14 protein-coding genes are annotated in these 21,065 nt (G+C 59.2%); 8 read left to right on the top strand and 6 right to left on the bottom strand.

Annotation, left to right across the window (positions count from 1 at the left end; all coding sequences use genetic code 11):
• Positions 1 to 95: 95 nt before the first annotated feature.
• Both ACR2R1_RS04200 and ACR2R1_RS04195 read right to left on the bottom strand, forming a co-directional pair.
• Complete coding sequence (locus tag ACR2R1_RS04200) at positions 96 to 722, bottom strand: hypothetical protein (protein WP_434112787.1); 627 nt, start codon at positions 720 to 722, stop codon at positions 96 to 98.
• Positions 723 to 955: 233 nt separating this feature from the next.
• On the bottom strand, positions 956 to 1,375 hold the full coding sequence (locus ACR2R1_RS04195; RefSeq protein ID WP_077730999.1) for a GFA family protein: 420 nt from the start codon (positions 1,373 to 1,375) through the stop codon (positions 956 to 958).
• A gap of 604 nt (positions 1,376 to 1,979) precedes the next feature.
• On the opposite strand from ACR2R1_RS04195, the gene ltrA reads away from it, so the two are divergent.
• The gene (gene ltrA / locus ACR2R1_RS04190; protein ID WP_205780748.1) at positions 1,980 to 3,314 is read left to right on the top strand and encodes a group II intron reverse transcriptase/maturase; all 1,335 of its coding nucleotides are present in this window, start codon (positions 1,980 to 1,982) and stop codon (positions 3,312 to 3,314) included.
• Positions 3,315 to 3,409: 95 nt separating this feature from the next.
• Here ltrA and ACR2R1_RS04185 read toward each other — a convergent pair whose 3' ends face one another.
• The 4 genes from ACR2R1_RS04185 to tssJ form a co-directional block, all read right to left on the bottom strand.
• A complete protein-coding gene (locus ACR2R1_RS04185) occupies positions 3,410 to 3,814 on the bottom strand; it encodes a YybH family protein (protein ID WP_434112785.1) in 405 nt (134 codons plus the stop codon).
• Between the two features lie 445 nt (positions 3,815 to 4,259).
• On the bottom strand, positions 4,260 to 6,596 hold the full coding sequence (locus tag ACR2R1_RS04180) for a caspase family protein (protein WP_086133915.1): 2,337 nt from the start codon (positions 6,594 to 6,596) through the stop codon (positions 4,260 to 4,262).
• Between the two features lie 50 nt (positions 6,597 to 6,646).
• Positions 6,647 to 7,492 (bottom strand): alpha/beta fold hydrolase, encoded by an 846-nt coding sequence (locus tag ACR2R1_RS04175; RefSeq protein ID WP_434112783.1) that lies wholly within the window; start codon positions 7,490 to 7,492, stop codon positions 6,647 to 6,649.
• Positions 7,473 to 7,973, bottom strand: a complete 501-nt coding sequence (gene tssJ / locus ACR2R1_RS04170; protein WP_077731003.1) for a type VI secretion system lipoprotein TssJ — start codon at positions 7,971 to 7,973, stop codon at positions 7,473 to 7,475. Before tssJ ends, ACR2R1_RS04175 begins: the two co-directional genes overlap by 20 nt.
• Before the next feature lie 505 nt (positions 7,974 to 8,478).
• Between tssJ and tagH the strand changes: the two genes are divergently transcribed.
• The 7 genes from tagH (at position 8,479) to tssA (ending at position 21,041) form a co-directional block, all read left to right on the top strand.
• On the top strand, positions 8,479 to 10,053 hold the full coding sequence (gene tagH / locus ACR2R1_RS04165; protein ID WP_434112780.1) for a type VI secretion system-associated FHA domain protein TagH: 1,575 nt from the start codon (positions 8,479 to 8,481) through the stop codon (positions 10,051 to 10,053).
• Between the two features lie 21 nt (positions 10,054 to 10,074).
• Positions 10,075 to 11,412, top strand: coding sequence for a type VI secretion system baseplate subunit TssK (tssK, locus tag ACR2R1_RS04160; RefSeq protein ID WP_077731005.1), 1,338 nt, complete (start codon positions 10,075 to 10,077; stop codon positions 11,410 to 11,412).
• Positions 11,413 to 11,985: 573 nt separating this feature from the next.
• Positions 11,986 to 13,308: a type IVB secretion system protein IcmH/DotU gene (icmH, locus tag ACR2R1_RS04155; RefSeq protein ID WP_086133918.1), complete on the top strand. Its 1,323-nt coding sequence runs from the start codon at positions 11,986 to 11,988 to the stop codon at positions 13,306 to 13,308.
• Positions 13,309 to 13,316: 8 nt separating this feature from the next.
• Entirely contained in the window at positions 13,317 to 16,877 is a 3,561-nt protein-coding gene (tssM, locus tag ACR2R1_RS04150) for a type VI secretion system membrane subunit TssM (protein ID WP_434112777.1), read from the top strand.
• Positions 16,874 to 18,406, top strand: coding sequence for a type VI secretion system-associated protein TagF (gene tagF / locus ACR2R1_RS04145; protein ID WP_434112775.1), 1,533 nt, complete (start codon positions 16,874 to 16,876; stop codon positions 18,404 to 18,406). The genes tssM and tagF overlap by 4 nt, the downstream gene beginning before the upstream one ends.
• A 69-nt stretch (positions 18,407 to 18,475) precedes the next feature.
• Positions 18,476 to 19,879 carry an autotransporter outer membrane beta-barrel domain-containing protein gene (locus ACR2R1_RS04140; protein ID WP_434112773.1) on the top strand — a complete coding sequence of 468 codons (1,404 nt, stop codon included), beginning with the start codon at positions 18,476 to 18,478 and terminating at the stop codon, positions 19,877 to 19,879.
• Between the two features lie 109 nt (positions 19,880 to 19,988).
• Entirely contained in the window at positions 19,989 to 21,041 is a 1,053-nt protein-coding gene (tssA, locus tag ACR2R1_RS04135; RefSeq protein ID WP_434112771.1) for a type VI secretion system protein TssA, read from the top strand.
• The last annotated feature ends 24 nt before the right edge of the window (positions 21,042 to 21,065 follow it).

Genomic DNA, 21,065 nt, shown 5'->3' with positions numbered 1-21,065 from the left:
AGAGCATTTTCATACCGACTGTACGGGCACTCGCGAGTAGGTCGGGAATCCTTTCCCGACGACACGTCCCGCCGAGCGTCTTCTCGAGCGAAGGGTTAGGCGTCGGCGAGCGCGCGTTGCGCAAGCATGCGTTTACGTGCAGAAGCATTCGCCTGTGCGCCGGACGCCCAGGACTCGAAATGGCCGTTTCCGGGTGACGGGTGAGCCGCGTAGACCCAGAGTGCACCGCCAGCGCGAAAGGCGACTTCGTTGACTGATGAGAAGTTGGCGTACATCCCGGAGAAGATGGCTTTCGTCTTCTTGATGTACGCGTCGGCTGTTCCTAGCAGAACCACGCGCCTCACGCTGGGCGGCAGAGTCTTGAGATGAGTAGCCGCACAGCGTTCGATGATTCTCACCGTGTCAGCATTGGTGAATGCTGAGGGAATCACGTCGCCGCTCGTGTTGCACTCGCCACCCTTCATCTTGCAGAAGCTGCACCTTACCAACGACGCGACGCCAAACTCTCGTTCGCGGGCAGTCATGAGGTCATCGATGGATCTGTCGCGCGGCATCAGCCCAAGCACTGCCAAGACAGTCTCCAGACGGTGACGCGCTCCCGCGAATGCGACTTTGTCGAAGTTTCCGGCTTCTGCGGCGCGGTTCTGAGTAGCTCCTTTGGAGAAGCCGAGCACAAGAGTGCTTGGCGTTGAGCTCCCGTAGTAGCCGGGGTTGTTGTGCAAGCGCCAGTCGCCGAGAGACAGGGTGGCTTCGGTGCTACTGAAACAGAGACGGCATTGCTTGGGGCCGTGAGCGTATGCGGTTGACAAGGGTGGTTTCTCTGTAGGTGAACGGCGGCGCCCGCTTTCCGATGCCTAACGCCGCAAATCACCGGCAAATTGGAGCAATGGATATTTTGTGCTATTAAAAGCACAAAATATCCATTGCGGAAATTTGTCCGAGTGAATTTGCCTTGTTAGGCATTTTTCTTAAACCCCTGTGTATCTGATTTTGGCCAGCTTTCAGGAAAATTAACCCAATCATGTTTCGATCTATTCCATGCTGCCGCAACTGGCTCTGGGAACTTCGGATCTTCAAAACACCCAACAGCCACACCAACTGCGTTTGGCATGAACTCAGCTTCCCAATGAACGGTAGAACCGCAATTAGGGCAAAACGAACGGTAGAGTTTTCTCCCATCATCGCTCGTATCAACGAACAACTTTGGGTCGCCTTGTTTTGATACTATTTGGTCGTTACCAAAGTACGCCCCAACTCCAAATACCGAGCCCGTTCGTTTTTGACAGTTTAAACAACTGCACGTAATCACCATCTTTGGATCACCTGCAAGCTCTATTTGTACTTTCCCACACGAACATTTTGCTTTTCTGTTCATTATTGTCTCTTACATATAATTTCTTGACGGAACGAGTAATGCCTAACGTCTGAATTCACCGGCCTGCGCGGCTTTTCGCGCAGGTCCGGTGGAATGATGGGTGTACGCCCGACATGGGCATGAACTGATGGGGTGAGAGTCCCCTGTAGGAGTACCTGTAATGCCCATTCTTTGGGCCAATGTAACTACTAGCCGACGGCAAGGGCAACTCCGCGAGGAGTGGTCTGAAGGAAGCCCGAGCGCAAAGGTGCGAGCCGACGAACAGAAACCGCATAGAAGGCTCAGTCTCCGGGTGAGTCAGCACATGATGACGAAACCCGCCGGGTACGGGAGATAGGGTAAATGCGGCGGTTGTGCGCTGAAAGCTCATGTTCTTATTCGGGGAGATCTGTCCGGCGAGCGGCTGGGATAGGTTATGGGAGTCGGACTGAGGTCCAGGGCGAAAGCCTTGGAATAGCCACCGGACCCTACGACCTGTCTTTGGCAGCGCGTTCTGCGGCAACGCAGGGTGTGACCGGGCAGAAGTCAGCAGAGGCCATACTAGCCGCATCGGCCTGGAAGACCGGACGGTGAAGGGCCGAACACAAGAAGACAAGGAGGAGCCGTGAGCGACTCGGTATCGACGATGAACCCGACCGGGGGAGCCGATGTCCGGCGTGGCGTCACGCAGCCAGCCTTGCACGACGATCTGATGGAGCGGGTGTTGGACCGTGCGAACCTGCGACGGGCCTGGAAGCGGGTGAAGGCCAATCGGGGTGCGCCCGGCATGGACGGGATGCGCATCGAGGACTTCGCCGAGTTTGCGCGCTCGCATTGGGCCGAGATTCGCCAGCAACTGGCCGATGGCAGTTATCAACCCCAAGCGGTACGACGGGTGTCGATCCCGAAGCCGGGAGGGGGCGAACGACTGCTGGGTATCCCGACCGTCATGGACCGGGTGATCCAGCAGGCCATCGCGCAAGTATTGACGCCGATCTTCGACCCCGGCTTTTCGGAGTCGAGTTTTGGTTTCCGACCGGGACGCTCCGCCCATGGAGCGTTGAGGCAGGCACAAGGTCATCTTCAGGCCGGCTACCGCATCGCCTGTGACCTGGACTTGGCGAAATTTTTCGACAACGTCCGGCACGATGTCTTGATGGCTCGTGTGGCCCGCAAGGTTGGCGACAAGCGGCTGTTGGCGCTGGTTGGCCGGTATTTGCGGGCGGGTGTTCTGGTCGGCGAGTCCATCCAGGTAACGGCGTTGGGGACGCCGCAAGGCGGACCGCTGTCGCCGTTGCTCGCCAACATCCTGTTGGATGACTTGGACAAGGAACTGGAAGGGCGTGGCCACCGGTTCGTCCGCTATGCGGACGACCTGCTGATCTTGGTCAAAAGTCAGCGGGCCGGCGAGCGGGTGAAGGATAGCGTCACGCGCTTCCTGACCGGCACGCTCAAACTGGTGGTCAACGAGCAGAAGAGCCGGGTGGTCAAAACCGACCAGGCCAAGTTTCTCGGATTCAATTTCCGGGGAACCAAGCTGCGTTGGGGCGACCGGGCATTCGAGGACTTCAAACACAACATCCGGACACTGACCGGGCGTAGCTGGGGTGTCTCGATGGCTCACCGGTTTTACAAGCTCGCCCAGTATATCCGCGGTTGGATGGGCTACTTCGGCATTTCGGACTACTACCGCCCGATCCCCGAACTCGACCACTGGCTTCGACGCCGGGTACGCATGTGCTACTGGAAACAGTGGCGCTACGTGCGTACCAAGGTCAAGAACCTGTTGGGTTTGGGGACGAGCAAGCGCCAGGCAATCCTGACGGCGATCAGCAGCAAGAGCTACTGGCATCTGTCGCGGACGCTGGCGACGCAGACCGGGATGACCAACCAATGGCTGAAGACCCAGGGGCTGATCACTATCCGTGATCTTTGGATGAAGGCCCATGGCTACACCTGACATCGTCGTGTGCTCCCTTTTCGTGAACCGCCCGGTGCGGACCCGCATGCCGTGGTGGTGTGGGGACTGGGGGTTAGAAACCCCTGGTTACCCGATTAGCCACCTGGTTGATTTAGGAGCGCGGTGCCGTAGGAGTTGTCAATTACGCACAACCACTCTCCCGACGGCGCTTTCCTGTAGACGTAGGTTGCATCGCGCTCTGACGAGAACTCACTGTCTGGCTTTCCGGGCGCACGAATATGCGTTTTTGCAAGTACCAATGCGATATCTCCCATTTCCAAGAACACCATGTTTCCCTGCTGCACTTCAAGACTGTCATTGAAGTATTTCGAGATTGCGTTAAAGGCGTTTCTAATTTCCACCTTTCCCTTCGCATACATCCCCGGCTGGACGACCAACATTGCGTCTTCAGCATAGAAATTCATCAGTCGATCAAAGTCACGGCAATTGATTGCCTGATCGGCCTGATGGATCGCATTCTTCAGTGTTTCGATACTCATAGCTTGCTCCTTGTGCTTGGGTTAATGCCTCAAGAAGCGGACACAAAAAACCCGCCTCTCGGGGCGGGTTCGTTAATTCTTAGAGCCTTACGGGCGCTAGCAAACCCACCGTTCAAACAGAACGATGGTAATAATTCGTTGAGAGACAAAATTTTCATAGCGCATGCCCGAAGCGTATATCAGATAACAAGCGTGCGTCAAGAATCAGGTGGCTAACTTAAATTCGACCTCAAAACTAAAATCGAATCCGGAATTCGCCCATATGCAACGTCTTTGTTTATGTCAACTTTGACGTCTAAAACAACGGCGCTAGCCTTGATCACGTGCCCTGTGCACTGGTTGCCGGCATTCCAATCGCAAACGGTCGTCCTGGGAGCGCCAGGACGACCCTTCATTGCCGACATGGCGATGTAGCTAGGCATTATCGGCTGAAAGCGTCTCTCCATCACGCATTATCCGGCACGAAAAAGAACGGGCTGCCTTCGTGGCCGGCGTGCTGGAGCGGGGCGTACTGGGGCATTTGCTCGAAACCGGCTTTGGAGGCCGAGGCTTTGACTTGGCCGGCCACGGCTCGGAAGACGTCGTAGTCTTCCAGGATTCCCTTGTTGCCGCGCAATACGCCGAGGAAGGCGTTGGCGAATACCGAATGGCCGCCGCCGCCCAGGTCGAGCACGGGTTTTACGCCGCCGGAGGTCAGTACCGTCCGCGCCTTGCGGGTGGCCATGATCTTCAGCCACTTGGCGCGCTTGCTTTCGTCCATGGCGTCCGGGAGTTTGGCGATGGCCGAACCGGTCATGGCGCCGGAATAGCAGGAGTCGGCGACGACCAGAACGTGGCGGGCGGGCATGATGCTGAGGAATTCGGTGATGCTTTGGCTGGAAATCCAGTTGGCCGGATTGCCGACTTCGGCGTCGGTGGGCAGCCAGTAGGCGAGGTTCGTGTTGGGGTCGATTTCGCCGTGTCCCGCGTAGTAGATCAACAGGTTGTCTTCCGATGTCAGCTTTTTGTGGATTTCGTTCAGCGCCGTCATGATTTGATGACGGTTGGCGTTGAGGAGGAGCTTGGTGTTGAAGCCGTAGCGTTCGCGCAGGATGACGTCCAGGCTCTTCGCGTCGTTGGCCGGGGTTTGCAGGGCAGGATAGGCGCTGTAGCTGTTGTTGCCGATGATGAGCGCGTAGAACTTGCCGAAATGGATATCGGTCGGCCGCCCCGCGCGTTTGCTTTCAACCGGCGCCGTGGCCGTCGTCTCTGAAGGCTGCGCGGATTGCCCGATGAGGGTGACGTCCAGGCTGGTGACCTTGTTTTTCTTGTCGGTCGCGGTGATCTTGACCGAACCCGTGGATTCGCCGGGATTGATCGGGTACCGGAAGATACCGGAGGTATCGGGTGTCAGAGGCTTGTCGTTGACGATCAATGAAAGCAGTTCCGCCGAAGACTCGATTTTCCCGACGATCTCCCTGGCTTCCGGCCCCACCTGAATCACCCGCGCGCCGCGGGTCATGGTGACGGGCGGGTCGATGATCTCCACCTGCGGGCCCGCCTGGGCGAGCATTTCCGGAGCGGGCTGTTCCTGAACCTTGAACGCCAGCTGTTCCACCTTTTCCTTGAGCAGAGCGATCTCTCTGGCCTGGTTCTGAAGCTCGGATTTTCGGCGGTCGATCTGCGCACGCGAGACGTCCCCGTTCGGCTTGTCCTTCTGAGTCAGCCATGCGGTCAGTTCGGACGACCTCTTTTGATAGTCCTCCATTTTTGCTTGGAGCGCGGTTTCGGCTTCGTCCAGTTGTTTGCGCGCGGAATTGACGGTTTGGCCGTTCGTTCCGGTTCCTGCCGGGGAACCGGCCTTCGCCGGGGCCGTTTGGGTCCGGACCGCCGCCAGTTCCTGCTTGAGCTTTTGGCGCTCCCGGCCGAATGCGGCCGCCATCTGGCTGACTTTGGCTTGCTGCGTTTTGAGCAGGGCGGTTTTCTGCCGGAGTTCTTCCTCGAGTTCGCGTATCTTCGGATCGTCGCCGGTCGATGAGGCCGCCTTTTGCTTCGCGAGCTTCTCCCGAAGGTTGTCGATCTCATCCTGCGATTTGCGCAGAGCATCTTGCTGTTCCTGTAGCTGCTGCCGGGTCGAGTTGAGTTCGCTGCGGAGTTCCTCGGCTTCGAGACGGCTGCGCTCGGCGGCCTGGCGCAGGGTTTCGATTTCCTGCCGCTGTGCATCGGAAGCCGCGACCGCCGGCGTGAAATTCAAATCGCTGCCTTCGAGCCCGGATGCTTTTTGATACCAGCGGCTCGCGGCAGCGCTGTCTTTAGTGACGCCCAAGCCTTTTTCGTAGAGATGTCCGAGGTTGATCTGCGCCTGGGCATTGCCTTTTTCGGCCGCCTTCCGATACCACTCGGCCGCTTTCCGATAGTCGGGCTCCTGCCCGAGGCCTTTTTCGTAGATCTGCCCGACGTAGAGCTGGGCCGTGGCGTCGCCTTCCTGGGCTTTGGGCAGCCAGACCTTCAGGGCGGATGAATAATTCGCGCGGTCGTAAGCGACATATTCGCCGCCGCGCACCTCGCAGTCGGCGGCCGTGGTTCGGATCGGACGGCGGGCACTGAGATAGGTCATTTGCGACCCGAGTTTTCGCACCTGGCCGGGAAGGAGGCAGTCGACCACGAACAGTTTGTCCGCATCCTCGATATAACCTTCGACGGCGCGCGCCGCTTCCTCCTGACTGACCGGCTGAGAGGCGCAGCCGATCAGAAGGGTGGTGGATAAGGCAAGGGCTAAGGATGTCTTACGCAGCGGCTTCATGGTTGCAGTTTCTCCGGAGATCGGGGCGGGATGGGCTAAAAATGTAGCATTCATTGTGCAAGGGCGCTTGCGGAGTTTGATCCGAGATCGGCCGTCTTTTGCAGAATGCCTTTCCAGACTTCTTGCCAGCAGCAGTGGTGGTCGAAGTTGGGGAGCACGAAAACCTGGGCCTGGGGGCGCCGTTTGGCGATCGGTTCGAAGACGGAAGGCGGGACGACTCGGTCGGTCTCGCCGAGATAATGGTATTCGATGACGCCCTTAACCTTGATTTCGGCCGGGTTCAGCGAGCCTGCAAGAGGGCTGTATCCGTGATGGGCGGTCCAGGCCTCGATGTCGAGATTTCCGGCCAAGGTCACGACGGCGGAGGTTTCCGGGAAACGCGGTGCCAGCAGAACGGCCAGCGCGCCGCCGCCGCTGTGTCCGAACAGAACCAGCCGCTCGAAGCGGCTTTTCGAAAGGAAGCTCCGCAAGGCGTGCGCCAGGCTGTCGACCACCTCGGGGCCGTACCTTCTATGCGTCCACAGCGCCGGCGAACAGCCGAGATCGGCCGAATGCCCGTAATAACAAGGACGCCCGAGATAAAGAGCCGGGCCTTCGTCCAAGGCCATCAGCCTCAACATGACCGGATCGCGGGGAGTAGGGTCGTCCGAGATCGTCCTGCGCGATAGCCAGGGCGTTCCGTCGCCTTCGAGATAGAGATGCAAGCTGTTGCCGGCGCCTGTCGCACCAGGCTTGAAAAATGCCGCGAGCCTGAAGCCGTTTCCCTCCAGATTGAGCGGCCGGTATCCGAAGCGCGCCGCAGCGTGTTCGATCCGCTGAGTGGGCGATGCGCAGCCGGCAATTAGCAGGACCGAAAACAACGCGGCGGCGACGAACCTATTTGGCGGGCGCTTCATCGGTCGGTTCGGGAGATCCCAAGTCGAGCCGGTCGCTGGTTACGCGCAGTTTGATGATGCTTGTGGTATTCGGAGGGATCGCAGCGGAGGCTCGCCATTGGGCCGAATCGAGATCGCGGTAAGCCGCGAACACCCCGACGGCCTTTGCGTCGGGTTTTGCTTCGAAAGAAAGCTCGCGCTTCTCTCCGGGACGCAGAATGAATTCCTCCTTGCCCGCGATATCTGCGCCGAGGACGCTTTTTTCATTCTGATAAAGCTGGAAGAAGTCGGCGCCGTTGAAGGCGGCCAGCTCCTTAAGCTGATACACGCGAAGCAACAAAGGCGACGGACGGCCCTCGCCGTCGAGATTGATATCGGGCAGCGCCTCGATCCTCAACTGTACGACGGTGGGCGGTGGTGGAGTCGGTTTGGGCTCATCCGCCGCACATCCCGCGAGGAGAAGAAAGGTTACAAGGATCGGGAGAACTGTGGTTACACGCATTGGGAAGACTCTGGCTGACTCTATAAACGAAGGAAATTCTGGCGTTACACCCTAAATCAGAAGCGTTGTAGGATGGGCACAAATCTGCCGGGAGCAAATTTGAACAGGCGAAGCCTAGCCGAAGGGCGAGCCCCACGGACGGGCGAGTAAAGCATAGCGTGCCCATGGAAGTTGGTGAGCGGTGGGCGCGGCCCAAGGGCCTTTGCCCGTGCAGCGCGGTCTTCTTCCCTCTTTAAGTGATACACCGGCTTTGAGCTTAGCTCTCGATGCCGTGGTCGGCAAGCGGCTGGTATCGTATCCGAACCGCGTTTTGCCTGTCCGGCGTTCGCGTGTAAGCTATCGGCGACTCGATGGAACGAATACAAACGGTTCAGGGAAGGCAGGATGGGCTGAGACCCTGGATCGCTTCGGACATGGCCGGTTTTTCCGGGGGCCTCAGTTTTCCGTCGTTACGATTGTCTATGCTTAATGCCTGACAATCAGGGGCTCAACCGAAGCACGCATCATGGCACTCATCCTCAAAGTTCTCAGCTACAAGGGCGCTCCCGTTCCGGAGGAACCATCCTGCACCTTCGACCAGGAAGGCGGTTCGGTAGGTCGCTCGCCCGACAACCGCTTCGTTTTGCCGGATCCCGACAAGTTCATTTCCCGCAGGCACGGCTCGATCGAGTATCGGAACGGCGTTTACTGTTTCACCGACTTGAGCACGGCGGGCACCTATGTTGTCAATAAAGACCTTCTCCTTCAGCACGACACCGCGCCGCTGTCGAATGGGGACGTACTGAAGATCGGCGAATATGAAATCGCGGTCGTCGAAGTGTCGCTTCCGCCGGCAGAGCCCGAGGAAGCGCCGTTCCGCTTCGATCCGTTCGAAGCTTCGCACGAGGCGCCCGCCGCGCCCGTACCGGAATCTGCAGCTTGGCCCGAGCCGCCGACGTGGGACTCGCCGTTCGATCTTCCTCCGCCGGAACCGGAGAGATCCCAGCCGTCGGGACCGAGTTTCATCGATCAGCCCGACGCATCGCCTTTTCATGACAGTTTTATTCCGCCCGATATCGCTGACAAACCGGAAGAAGCGGCACTGCCCGATTTCGATTTGTCAGACCTGTTGCGTGACCTGGATGCGAGTGAAAGTGGATCGGGGCATTCCACCCTCGCCCCGGAAAGTTGGGAACCGCCGGACGATTTCTTTAAAGGGCTCGATTTGAACGAACTCGGCCCCGGCGCAACCGAATCCGCCGACTCGCATGACTCGATGCCCGAAATCGGACCGCTCGGCGGATTCGAGGAGATGCCGGGTTCTGCGAGAACCGAGAGCGCCGCTCACGGCGGACAAGCGGCGGGATTGCCGCCCGATGCGCCGATACCGCCTCGTGCCAGCGTTCCGCCAGTGGATGACGCACCGGTAGATCTAAGCGGTGCGGCCACGTCGCCGGCCGCTCCGGAACCTGTTTCGGCCGTGCTGCCGGACGGTTCCTCCTCGGTTTCGAAGAGTGCGGCAGACCGCGAGTTGTTCGCGTCTTTTTTGGCCGGTGCCGGAATCGCGCCCGCCACTGGATGGGTGAAGGACGAGGACATGGCGGCGGTCATGAATACCGTGGGCGTTCTGCTCCGCAGCTTCGTCGAGGGCATGATGACCGTCATGCGGGCACGTGCGGAATTGAAAAGCCAATTTCGCGTTTCTGTTACCACCATGCGTCCGGTTGACAATAACCCGCTAAAATTTACCCCGAACGTGGACGACGCGCTCAAGATCATGCTGGCGCGCAACCATCCGGGATTCTCTGATCCCGTCGAGGCGGTGCGGGGGGGATTCGCCGACCTCATGAATCATCAGATGGCCATGACGGCGGGGATTCAGGCGTCGCTGGCGGCGGCCTTGAGGCGGTTCGATCCCCAAGGGTTCGAAAAGCTTTACGAGGATGCCATCGTCTTTCAGAAGAAGGCGAAATGCTGGGATGCCTACGGAAAAGCGTATCCGGAACTGGTCAACGAGATTCTGGAGAACTTTTTCGGAGAGGAGTTCGGGGAAGTTTACGAGCGGCAGATGCGCATACTGCAATCGGCCCGTTCGCGATAAGAAAATACAACAGGAACCGATATGTCCGAATACAGCAGAGTGGTGTGGTCGGAGGGAATGTTTCTTCGTCCGCAGCATTTTCAGCAACACGACCGTTATCTGGAGGCGTTGGTCGACGGCCGGTGCCGCGGTCTGCGACCGTTCGATTGGGGGTTCGGCACGCTGAAGCTCGATCCGCGGCAACTAGCTGTCGGCAAACTGGCGCTGGTTGAAGTGCGGGGCGTTTTTCCCGACGGCACTCCGTTTAATCTGCCGGATGACAACGAGCTTCCCTTGCCCCTGGACGCGCCCGACGACGTCAAAGACAACGTCGTGTATCTGTCGCTTCCCGTTCGGCGCCCGGACTCGGCCGAGATCGACAGCGAAGCGTTCGAGGACAGTTTGGCTCGGTATCGTCTCGGCGAGCGCGAGGTGCGGGACCACAATAGCGGCGCCGACGGACGGTTTCCGGTGCAAATCGGCAAAATGCGCACCCGCTTGATGCTCGAACGGCAGGAGCGCTCCGGCTACGTCTGTCTGGGGGTAGCCCGCATCATCGAAGTTCGCGCCGACAAAACGGTGGTCCTGGACGAGCGATATATCGCGCCGGGCCTCAATTGTTTCGGAACGGGGCTGCTCGGCGGATTCCTCCGGGAACTGCACGGTTTGCTGCATACTCGCGGCGAAGCCCTCGCCGGCCGCGTGGCCGAGGCCGGGAAAGGCGGCGTGGCGGAAATCGCCGATTTCATGCTGCTTCAGATTATCAACCGTTACGAGCCCTTGCTGGAGCATCTGGCCAACACCGCGGCGCTGCATCCCGAGGATTTTTACCGCCTGGCGGTGCAGATGGCCGGCGAATTGGCGACCTTCTATCGTCCGTCCAAGCGGCCGATCGGCTTTCCGGTATACCAGCACGACGATCTGCAGAAATGTTTCACGCCTGTGATGGAGGAGTTGCGGCAGCTCCTCAGCATGGTGTTGGAGCAAAACGCCATTCAAATCCCGCTCAGCAAGCCGAAGTTCGGGGTATACGGCGCGAAACGGCCGGACCTCAAACTTCTGGAGAATGCCGTTTTCGTTCTCGCCGCCAATGCGCAGGTACCGCCGGAATTTCTGCGCAACCACTTCCCTCCCCAGGTCAAGATCGGGCCGGTGGAGGAAATCCAGCAACTGGTGCGGTCGGCGCTTCCGGGAATTTCCGTACATCCCTTGCCGGTGGCTCCCCGTCAGATTCCCTATCACGCCGGCTTCTCCTATTTCGAACTCGACAAGCAAAGCGAGCTGTGGAGAAAAATGTCGGTTTCCGGGGGATTCGCGATCCATATCGGCGGCAATTTTCCGGGGCTCGAACTGGAATTGTGGGCGATCAAGAAAACCTGACGCCAATGCACGCCGCCCGTGAACTGAATCCGACATCCCATCATGCCGAGTGCATTTTTTGTTGCCATATGGCGGGTTAAATGTTCGAAAACTCGACTAAGGCGCCGCTAAGCGCGGCGATGGTTTCAGAGCGGGGAGCCGCCCCGCACGCGGGGTACGCTGCGAAGTCCGTCCGTGGACCTCGCCTTTCGGGCCAGCGTACCGCTGTCCCAATTCGCTCCCGGCGAATTGGTCTTTGCGTGGCCAAAAGAAAGGAACCAAAGACAAATCGGCCGGGAGCCGATTTGGGCGCCAAGGGCGCGCGAAGCGCGAGCGCCAGGGACGGTGCGAGCCCAAAGGCCACCCGGCGAGCACCCTTATCCTGCGCGTTTCACCCGGCACCGGGGGCGACCGAAGGCACTTCCGTGTGCCTCGGTCGCCGCACGCGATCCATCGCGTGCTCCTTTGGACAATTCCGGTGCCGGGCTCCAATGCTCGGGGGCGCTCGAACGGGACCAAGAAGACGTGTAGCACCCGCTACCGCGGGCACTACACCAAAGCAGAAAACGCCTTAGCCGTCCAGGAAAAGCCAAAGTGAATTCAGACGATCCCTTCGCACCCTTCGACGACGAAGACAAAACCGTAATACGGCCGACGCCCGGCGGGCGTCGCCGTGCCACGCCCGCTGCGGCGGCACCGCCACCCGAACCGCCTCCGATCCGGGTGCCCGACGTGCAACTGGATGCGCGCCGGCAAGCGGTATACGGCGAAAATCCGGTGGTGACGGCGGCGCTGTCGCTGCTCTCCCTGGTTTCCCGGCTGCGCAGCACGGCGGTCCATCAAGCGGTGGCCGAGCTTCAGCAGCAACTGGTCAGCGAACTGCGCGGTTTCGAAAACCGGGTGCTGCGGCAAGGGGTCACACAGGAGCATGCGCGCATCGCCAGCTACGCGCTCTGTACCTTGCTGGACGAGACAGTTCTGAACACGCCTTGGGGCGCGCAAAGCAACTGGGGGCACCAAAGCCTTTTGGTGATCTTCCACAAGGAAGCCTGGGGCGGCGAAAAGTTCTTCCAGTTTCTCGAGCATTTGGCGCGCCAGCCGGCCCAAAATCTGAACCTGATCGAGTTGTTCTGGCTGTGTTTGAATCTCGGCCTCGAAGGCAAGTACCGCATCGTGCAGAACGGCGCAAGCCAATTGGAGCGCGTGCGCAGCGAGCTGTATCAGCTGATTCAGCGCCTTCGAGGAGATTTCGAGCGGGATTTGTCGATTCGTTGGCAGGGGCTCAAGGACGTACGCAACCCGATCGTCCGCTACGTGCCGATCTGGGTGATCGCGGCGGGTGCCGCGGCATTGCTCGTTCTGGTCTATTTGGGCTTCGCCTTTGCCGTCAATTCCGCGTCGGACCCCGTCGCCCGCGATCTGTTCGCTTTGGCGAAAGACGAGGTGAACCTTCCGGTTCAAAAGGTCGCGACGCCGGCACCCGTACCGGCACCGAAACCGGTCTCGAAGACGGAAAGATTCAAACCCATACTGGCTTGGGAGATTTCCCGGAATATGGTGGAAGTGGTGGACGATCGAATCTTGCGGATTCGGAATTCCTTCGACTCGGCCAGCGATCGCGTTAAGCCGGAGTTCGTTCCGATGTTGGCCAAGATCGCCAAGGAACTGGAGTCCGGCGGCGACGGCGCCCTGGTCACCGGCCATACGGACAACAAGCCCATCTTTTCCGCCCGCTTTCCGTCCAACTTCGAATTGTCGACCTCCCGCGCCAAGCACGTCGCGGAACTTCTGGAGACCTCCGCCGCCTTGCAGGGCAGGATTCGCTTCGAAGGGCGGGCCGATTACGAACCGCTGGTTCCGAATGACTCGGCCGAGCACCGGGCCATCAATCGGCGCGTGGACATCCTGATCCAGTGAGGCAAGTCGTGAAAGGCGTTATCAATTTCTTGAAAAAAAAATGGGTAATTCAGGCGATCGGGATGATCGCCCTATGCGCCTTGATCTGGTTCGTCGGCCCATTGATCGGGATCGCCGGTTCAGAACCCTTGGCGTCCGAATGGGCTCGGGGCTTGACCATGGCCGTGGCGGTCGTGGTCTGGGTGATCTGGCGTTTGGTGGCGGAAATCCGGGCGGGACGCAAGGAGCAGCAACTGGTGAAGGATCTCGCCGCACCGGGCGAGGGTGGCGAGGGAAAATCCGCCGAAGCGGTGGCGGCCGACGAGAATATCGAACTGCTGACCGAGAATTTCACGAAGGCTCTGAAACTGCTGCGCGAAACCCGAGGCGACAAGCAGCACCTGTACGAGCTGCCCTGGTACGTCATCATCGGCCCGCCGGGTTCGGGCAAGACGACGGCTTTGTTGAATTCGGGGCTGAAGTTCCCCCTGGCCGACCGGCTGGGCTCGCAGCCCATCCGCGGCGTCAGCGGCACGCGGAATTGCGAGTGGATGTTCACCGACGAGGCCGTACTGATCGATACCGCCGGACGGTACACCACTCAGGAGAGCTATCAGGCGGTAGATGCGGCGGAATGGGGTGGCTTTCTCAAACTGCTGAAGCAACACCGTCCGCGCCGGCCGATCAACGGGGTACTCGTGACCCTGAGCCTCTCGGATTTGCTCCAGCACACCGAGGAAGAACGCGCTTTGCATGCCAAGGCGATCCGTCAGCGCGTCCAGGATCTGTATTCGACACTGGGAATCCGATTCCCCGTCTACATGCTGTTCACCAAGTGCGATTTGGTCGCGGGATTCAACGATTTCTTCGCCGACCTCACGCAGGAAGAGCGCGCTCAGGTTTGGGGCGAAACCTTCCCGGCGGAGGATTCCAAGCAGCCGGTGGATGTATTGGCCCGGTTCTCGTCCGGCTACGACGAACTGCTTCAGCGCCTGAATCGGCGCATGCAGAGCCGCATCCAGGAGGAGCGCGACGTACAGCGGCGCAGCCTGGTTCTCGATTATCCGCAGCAGATGGCGCTTTTGAAGCCGGCAATGGAGAAATTTCTCGAAGACGCTTTCGGCGCGAACCGCTACGAGGTTCGTCCACTGCTGCGCGGCATTTATCTGACCAGCGGCACCCAGGAAGGAACGCCGATCGACCGGGTGATGGGCATACTCGCCGCCACGTTCCGGCTCAACCGCCAGGCGACGCCGATCTTCAGCGGAAGGGGAAAGAGCTTCTTTCTCACCCGCCTGCTTAAGGAGGTCATCTTTCAGGAAGCCGACTTGGCGGGCCTCGATCCCCGCGTCGAGCGGCGCCGGCGTCTGATACAGGCCGGGGCTTACGCATCGGTGCTGGTCCTGACCCTGGGCTGCATCATCCTTTGGCTGGTGAGTTACCAGCGAAATACCTCCGCAATCGAGCAGGTGGAGAAAGAAATCGAACGCTACCGTGCGGCTCGCATCGATGGGAGCGATTGGCAATCGAGCCTCCGGACCTTGATTCCCAAGCTCGATCCGTTGCTGGCGATCAACGACATCTACGAAAATTCCGGCCGGTTGGCGCATTTCGGGCTTTATCAGGGCGAAAAAATCCAGCTCGCGGCGAATCATGCCTACGAGCACTGGCTCAGGGATTATTTCCTCCCGGTCAACCTTCAGCGCCTGGCGCAGCGCATGACAGGCCCGGAAGCTTCCAACCCCGATATTCTTTACGAACTTCTGCGGGTCTATCTCATGCTCGGCCAGCCGGATCGCATGGACGCCAAGATCGCAGCGCCCTGGATTCGCAGCGATTGGGAAAGCCGTTTCGGCACCGAACCCGATTTGCTCGCCCGATTGAATCTCCACCTCGACAATCTTCTCAAGTTGCGGCTCGATCCTCAGCCCATGGATGAAGCTCTGGTCGCCGGCGTGCGAGCGAAGCTTTCGCAAGTTCCTCAGACCATTCAGCTCTATGCCCGTTTCAAGAACGAAGCGCTACTGGATCGTTCTCACGATTTCAAGCTCGACTCCGCGCTCGGGCCCGACGGTGCGCGGGTGTTCGTCGCGGCGGACGGACGGGATATCGGGACGCTTTCAGTGCCGGGTTTGTTTACGGCTTACGGTTATTCCGAGCTGTTTCTCAAGAAAAGCTTCGATTTCGTCAAGGACGCGGTTACCGAGAACTGGGTGCTCGGCAAGCAGGCGAATGTCGACCTGACCGAAATTCAACGCTTGCACGGCGATTTCAAGACACTTTATCTAGCCGATTACCAGAAGGCGTGGAGCGGTCTTCTAGATAGCATCAAGCTGCGCCGACCCAAGGACATCAATCAGACGATCGAGTGGCTGGACATATTGTCCCGCCCGACCACGCCGGTGCGTCCATTGCTCGAAGCCGTCGAAAAAAATACCTCGCTGACCAAGATCGCCTCGCTTACCGCACAGCTTCTGAACAAAGTTCCGGCTGTCGCCGAGGCGAAGGTCGACGACCGTACCCAGAAACTGCTGGATGCCGCGCGCCTGGTGGACGCCGGCAGCGCTCCGCAAGCCGACCCGGTTCAGAGCGTGGAGACTACGTTCGAAGACCTCAGCTATCTGGTGCGGAGCAGCGCGGATCGGCCGGCGGCCCTGGATTCGACCCTGCAAACCGTGGCCTCTCTGCGGGATTACATGCTGCAAATCGGCAGCGCGGCTCTCAGCGGCGAACAGGCGCTGAAAAGTGCCTCCGGGCGAGTCGCGGGTGGTGGCGGAGACGTGCTGCTCCAGGCCAAGAGCGAATTCGGGCGCTTGCCGGAACCCTTGAAAAGCTGGTTTCTCTCGTTTCTGACGGTGGGATGGAGGCAAACCCTGGCCGGAGCCAAGTCCGAATTGAACGGCATGCTCAAGACGGCGGTGGCCACTCCGTGCAAGGCCGCTTTCAGCGGTCGCTACCCCTTCGTGGGCGGCAGCTCGAAGGACGCGACGCTGATGGATTTTGCGAAATTCTTCGCGCCGAACGGCGCCCTGGATCAGTTTTTCCAATCCAATCTGAAGACCTTCGTCGACGTCAACCGCCCGGTGTGGACGGAAGTCGCCATGGACAACCAATCTCTGGGACTTTCGCCGGCGACCATCCGCCAATTTCAGAATGCCGCCGCCATTCGTTCCGCTTTTTTTTCCGCGGGGGGGCAAATGCCCGCGGTGTCGTTCGAACTCAAACCGATTTCTTTGGATGAGAACGTGGCGACTTTCCGCTTCAATCTGGAAGGGCAGGAGGTCGTTTATCGGCACGGCCCGGAACAAGTCACGCGGCTTCAGTGGCCGGGGCCGTCGGCCGGAGCCGGCGTTCGAGTCGTGTTCGAGGCCGTGGACGGAAGGCAGGTCAGCCGCTCGAAAGAGGGCAGTTGGGCTTTTTTCCGTCTGCTGGATGAGGCCGTGGTGCAACAGACCGAGCTTCCGGAGCGGTTCCTGGTCACGTTTCGAGTGGAGGGTTACAGCGCACGCTACGAACTGCGTGCCGGCAGCGTGACGAATCCGTTCGGGCTCGCGGCGTTGAAGTCCTTCAGCTGCCCGGATGCTCTATGAATCGACTCGCTCAAGTCGGCTTTTACGGCAAATTGCCGGCTCTTGGAGATTTCGTCTCCCGGCGTCTTCCCCGGCATTTCATCGATCATTGGGATCAGTGGTTGCAGAGCGCCATAGCTGCCAGCCGGGAACAATTACGGGATTCGTGGCTGGATGTTTATCTGACCAGCCCGATTTGGCGTTTCGGGCTGAGTGCGGGCGTCTGCGGGACTGACGCCTGGGCCGGCATTTTGATGCCCAGCGTGGACAAGGTCGGACGGTATTTTCCGTTGACCTTGGCGGTGCCCGTGGCCGAACCGCAGAACCTGCCTTTTTTGTTCCGCCGGGACTGCGGCTGGTTCGCGGCTCTGGAAGCGCTGGCCTTGTCCGGGCTGGAAAATGATTTCGATCTCGCTGAATTCGATCGGGAGTTGGAGACATTGTCTCTGCCGGATTTCATGAAAAGCAGTTCGGGCATTAGCCGTTCTCAAAATCCGCGGGCGGGCAGATTCGCACTCCACTTCGAGATGGAAAACCTGAGTCAGGTATCTGACGTGCTTATGGGGCTCAGTGGATGTTTGCTCGACCGTTTTCTTCCGGCTCATAGCTTGTGGAGTACATCGGGATCGGAACACATCGAAGCCTCGTTCCTGGTCTGCGAAGGGTTGCCGCCGATAGACGCATTCGTCGCCCTGATGACTGGAAGCTGGGAGCAACGCGGATGGGCCATCAGTACCCGGCGCTTGCCCGATTTGCCGGCTCGGACCTCGGCTGAGCCGAAAAGCGCAGACGGAACCAGCCGACCTGTGTCACCGGAAAGCGGGCCGTCCGGACTTCGTCGCTGGCTTTCTCACGGCATCAGCGTGGTTGGCAAGCGGCGGAAAATCAACGAGGACGCATTCATCGAGCGTCCGGACATCGGCCTGTGGGCGGTGGCCGACGGCATGGGAGGACATCAGGCCGGCGATGTCGCGAGCCGTGCGATCGTCGAGGCATTGGCGGCTCTGCCCGCTACGTCCGATCTGGATGAGTCCGTAAAAAACGTCGAGTCGGCTCTGAAACGCGTGAACGACGAATTATGGGAACTGGCCCGCCAGAGTTCGACCGGTCAAATCATCGGCAGTACGGTCGTCGTGTTGTTGGCGATTGATGATCGATGCGCCTGCCTGTGGGCGGGCGATAGTCGGCTTTATCGCCATCGCGCGGGCCGATTGGAACAACTGACGCACGATCATTCGCCGGAGGGGGAGCTTTCCTGTTTCGAAATTCTGACGAATGAGAAACGGACCCAGCGGGAACGTAGCAACGTCATCACCCGCGCGGTCGGGGCGGACCCGGTGCTCGTGCTCGATATCATGACGTTCGACTTGATGGAGGGCGACGGGTTTCTGCTATGCAGCGACGGTTTGGATAAAGAAGCGGGACCGATCGAAATCGAAGAGATTTTGGAAGCCGGCGATTGCCGGGAGCGCGCGGAGTCCTTGATTGCGCTCGCTATGGATCGCGGCGCACGAGACAATGTGACCGTGATTGTCGTGCAGTCGCCTTGACAGGTTAAGACTGCGACGGCTAAAAGATAAAACAAAAAATAAGAAGACAAATAGCTTCCCGGGGGAGATATGTGGGAACTCACAGAGGAAAAGAACGTTCGGGCGACGATACCCGCACGTACTTCGATGATTCGTCGAGGACTGGTGTGGTCATGTACCATCTGCTGGATCTCGGCGGCAGCCGCGAATCCGTTGACGAGCGGAGCGACGCTGAACCAGACTCAAACCGACATGGCCAATGTCGCGTTCGACGCCTGTACTCAAAGAAACTCGCTGCTTTCCGAGGATTTCAGAGACCGCTGCGACGCTCTCGTTGGCGCCGCGATTTCCGCTTCGGATAGCCAGATTCCTACGGTCGGCTCCGAGCCGGTCGAAAATGCCCTTCAAATAGTCTCGCCGGAGCAAATTCTCCAGCACGGAACGACAGCCACCCGGGTAACTGCCGGCCAAGTGGCCCTGGTCGATTCGACCATAGGCGCGAGGCTCGCAACTTTGCGCACCGGCTTGGGCCTGGCCGGATTACAGATGTACCGAAACGGCTTGTCGGCGGATCGCGCCTATGCCGGTTTGGGCAATTCCTTCGCCACCGGAGGTGCGGCCGGCGACGGCTCGTTCAGTCCTCTCGGCGTCTGGATCAACGGTAATTATCATTTCGGCGACGTCGATTCCACCTTCGATCAAAAAGGCTTTCAGTTTAAAAACTTCGGTTTTACCGCCGGCGCCGATTACCGCTTTACCGACAATTTCATAGCGGGTCTCGCTTTCACCTACGCCCGCACCAACGCGAATTTCGACCGTTCCGCCGGAGGTACGGACAGTGATGCCTACACCGGATCCATTTATGGGTCGTTCTATGTGACGGAAGGGTTCCATATCGATGCGCTCGGTTCCTTCGGCGGCATCGATTACGAGACTACCCGGAACATCAGTTATACCTTGCCGGGGTTCGAGACCGTCAATACTCAGGCTGTCGCTAATCCCGGCGGAACTCAATATTCCTTCAGTATCGGCGGAGGCTATGACTATTCGATAGCCGGGTTGACCCTAGCGCCCTATGCGCGAACGGAATACATCGGCCTGGATGTGGATGCCTATCGCGAGCGGCAGGGCAATGGTTGGGGGATGAGGTTCGACGAGCAGCACGTCCAGTCGCTCATTTCCACGGTGGGAAGCCAGATTTCGTACGCTTTCGGTTTACCCTGGGGCGTGATCACGCCCCAGCTGCGAGGCGAGTGGCATCATCAATTCAAGGATGACAAGCGGACAATCGGCGCCAGCTTCCTCGGCGATCCCGCCGCGCAGCAGTTTGCCGTCGTGACTCAAGGACCCGATCGGGATTATTACACCTTCGGCGCCGAGGTTTCGGGGGTATTTTCTCACGGCATTTCGGCATTTTTAGCCTATGATTTATTGCTGGGCTATCGCGATATCGAAAGTCACAAGTTTACCTTGGGAACTCGCGTCGAGTTCTAGCCGGAAAGTCCGCGTAAACGAGATCGAACAATAAATATTCTCGTGATCCTGGTTGAAAGCCGGAGTCGTCGAGACCAAACGAAAAAATGCTTGCGACGATCGGGGGATTATGGGCGAGCTAAACGTAGAAGCCTTTCTGACGGAAGTATCGCCGGATGCGCCTTGTGGGGAAGATCTTCAGTACGACAACGCATTCATCGCACTGGAGCAGAAAGCCAAAGGTACGCCGGAGCAACAGATCGGGGATCGGATCGAGCCGGCACAGCCGCCGAACTGGAAAGAAGTACGCCGAGACGCGATCGAATTGCTGGAGCGCACGCGCGACCTGCAAGTGATCCTCTATCTCATCCAGGCTCTTGTTCATACCGCCGGGCACCCGGGACTGCGCGACGGCCTGGCGCTTCTGGAAGGCATCGTCAGCAAGTTCTGGCCCGATCTATATCCGCTCCTCGATCCTGAAGACGACAACGATCCGACGCAGCGCGTCAACATCCTGATGGGATTATGCGACTTCGAGTCGGTATTGCGCCCGGTCGCGCTTGCGCCTCTGGTTGAGTCGCGTGCGCTCGGACGCTTTAGTCTGCGGGACGTGCAAATCGCGACCGGAAAGTTGCCACCGCCCAGCGACGGAAGCTCCTCGCCCGAGATTGCAACCATCAATGCAGCGTTCATGGACGCCGACCCGGAGGTTCTGGCGTCGACCCGCGAGGCGGTTGTCTCGAGTTTGGAAAGCATCAAGGCCATCGAAAGTTTCGTAACGGATCAGGTCGGTGTCGGCGATGCGCCGAACTTGGCTCCGTTGAGGGACTTGCTCAAAGAAGCACAGCATGTGCTCGGAGAGTATGCGGAGGAAGGCGGCGCTAGCGACGCGCAGCCCGAATCCGAGGGTGAAGGGGCGTCCGCGCACGATTCGGCCGCCAGACCATCTGCGGCTCGGCCGGGGGAAATCGGCAGCCGCCAGGATGTGATCAAGACCCTGGATTTGATTTGCGACTATTACGCTCGATGCGAACCCTCCAGCCCGATTCCCTTGCTGCTGAAGCGAGCCAAGCGTCTGGTTTTTATGGATTTCATCGAGATCGTCAAAGACCTGGCTCCGGACGGCCTTTCGCAGGTGGAGTTCATCAGGGGGCGTGATCCGTCCGAAGACAGCCAGTATTAGAGCAAATAACGAAAGCGTGAGCCC

The sequence above is a fragment of the Methylocaldum sp. GT1TLB genome, assembly GCF_051027445.1.
Lineage (GTDB): Bacteria > Pseudomonadota > Gammaproteobacteria > Methylococcales > Methylococcaceae > Methylocaldum.
Note: the sequence above shows the minus strand (reverse complement) of the source record. Positions and strands in the feature narration are given on the sequence as shown.

Coding starts and splice junctions, on each gene's coding strand:
- ACR2R1_RS04195 (WP_077730999.1), bottom strand. CDS start 1,375: ATGAACAGAAAAGCAAAATGTTCGTGTGGGAAAGTACAAATAGAGCTT.
- ACR2R1_RS04185 (WP_434112785.1), bottom strand. CDS start 3,814: ATGAGTATCGAAACACTGAAGAATGCGATCCATCAGGCCGATCAGGCA.
- ACR2R1_RS04180 (WP_086133915.1), bottom strand. CDS start 6,596: ATGAAGCCGCTGCGTAAGACATCCTTAGCCCTTGCCTTATCCACCACC.
- ACR2R1_RS04175 (WP_434112783.1), bottom strand. CDS start 7,492: ATGAAGCGCCCGCCAAATAGGTTCGTCGCCGCCGCGTTGTTTTCGGTC.
- tssJ (WP_077731003.1), bottom strand. CDS start 7,973: ATGCGTGTAACCACAGTTCTCCCGATCCTTGTAACCTTTCTTCTCCTC.
- tagH (WP_434112780.1), top strand. CDS start 8,479: ATGGCACTCATCCTCAAAGTTCTCAGCTACAAGGGCGCTCCCGTTCCG.
- tssK (WP_077731005.1), top strand. CDS start 10,075: ATGTCCGAATACAGCAGAGTGGTGTGGTCGGAGGGAATGTTTCTTCGT.
- tagF (WP_434112775.1), top strand. CDS start 16,874: ATGAATCGACTCGCTCAAGTCGGCTTTTACGGCAAATTGCCGGCTCTT.
- ACR2R1_RS04140 (WP_434112773.1), top strand. CDS start 18,476: ATGTGGGAACTCACAGAGGAAAAGAACGTTCGGGCGACGATACCCGCA.
- tssA (WP_434112771.1), top strand. CDS start 19,989: ATGGGCGAGCTAAACGTAGAAGCCTTTCTGACGGAAGTATCGCCGGAT.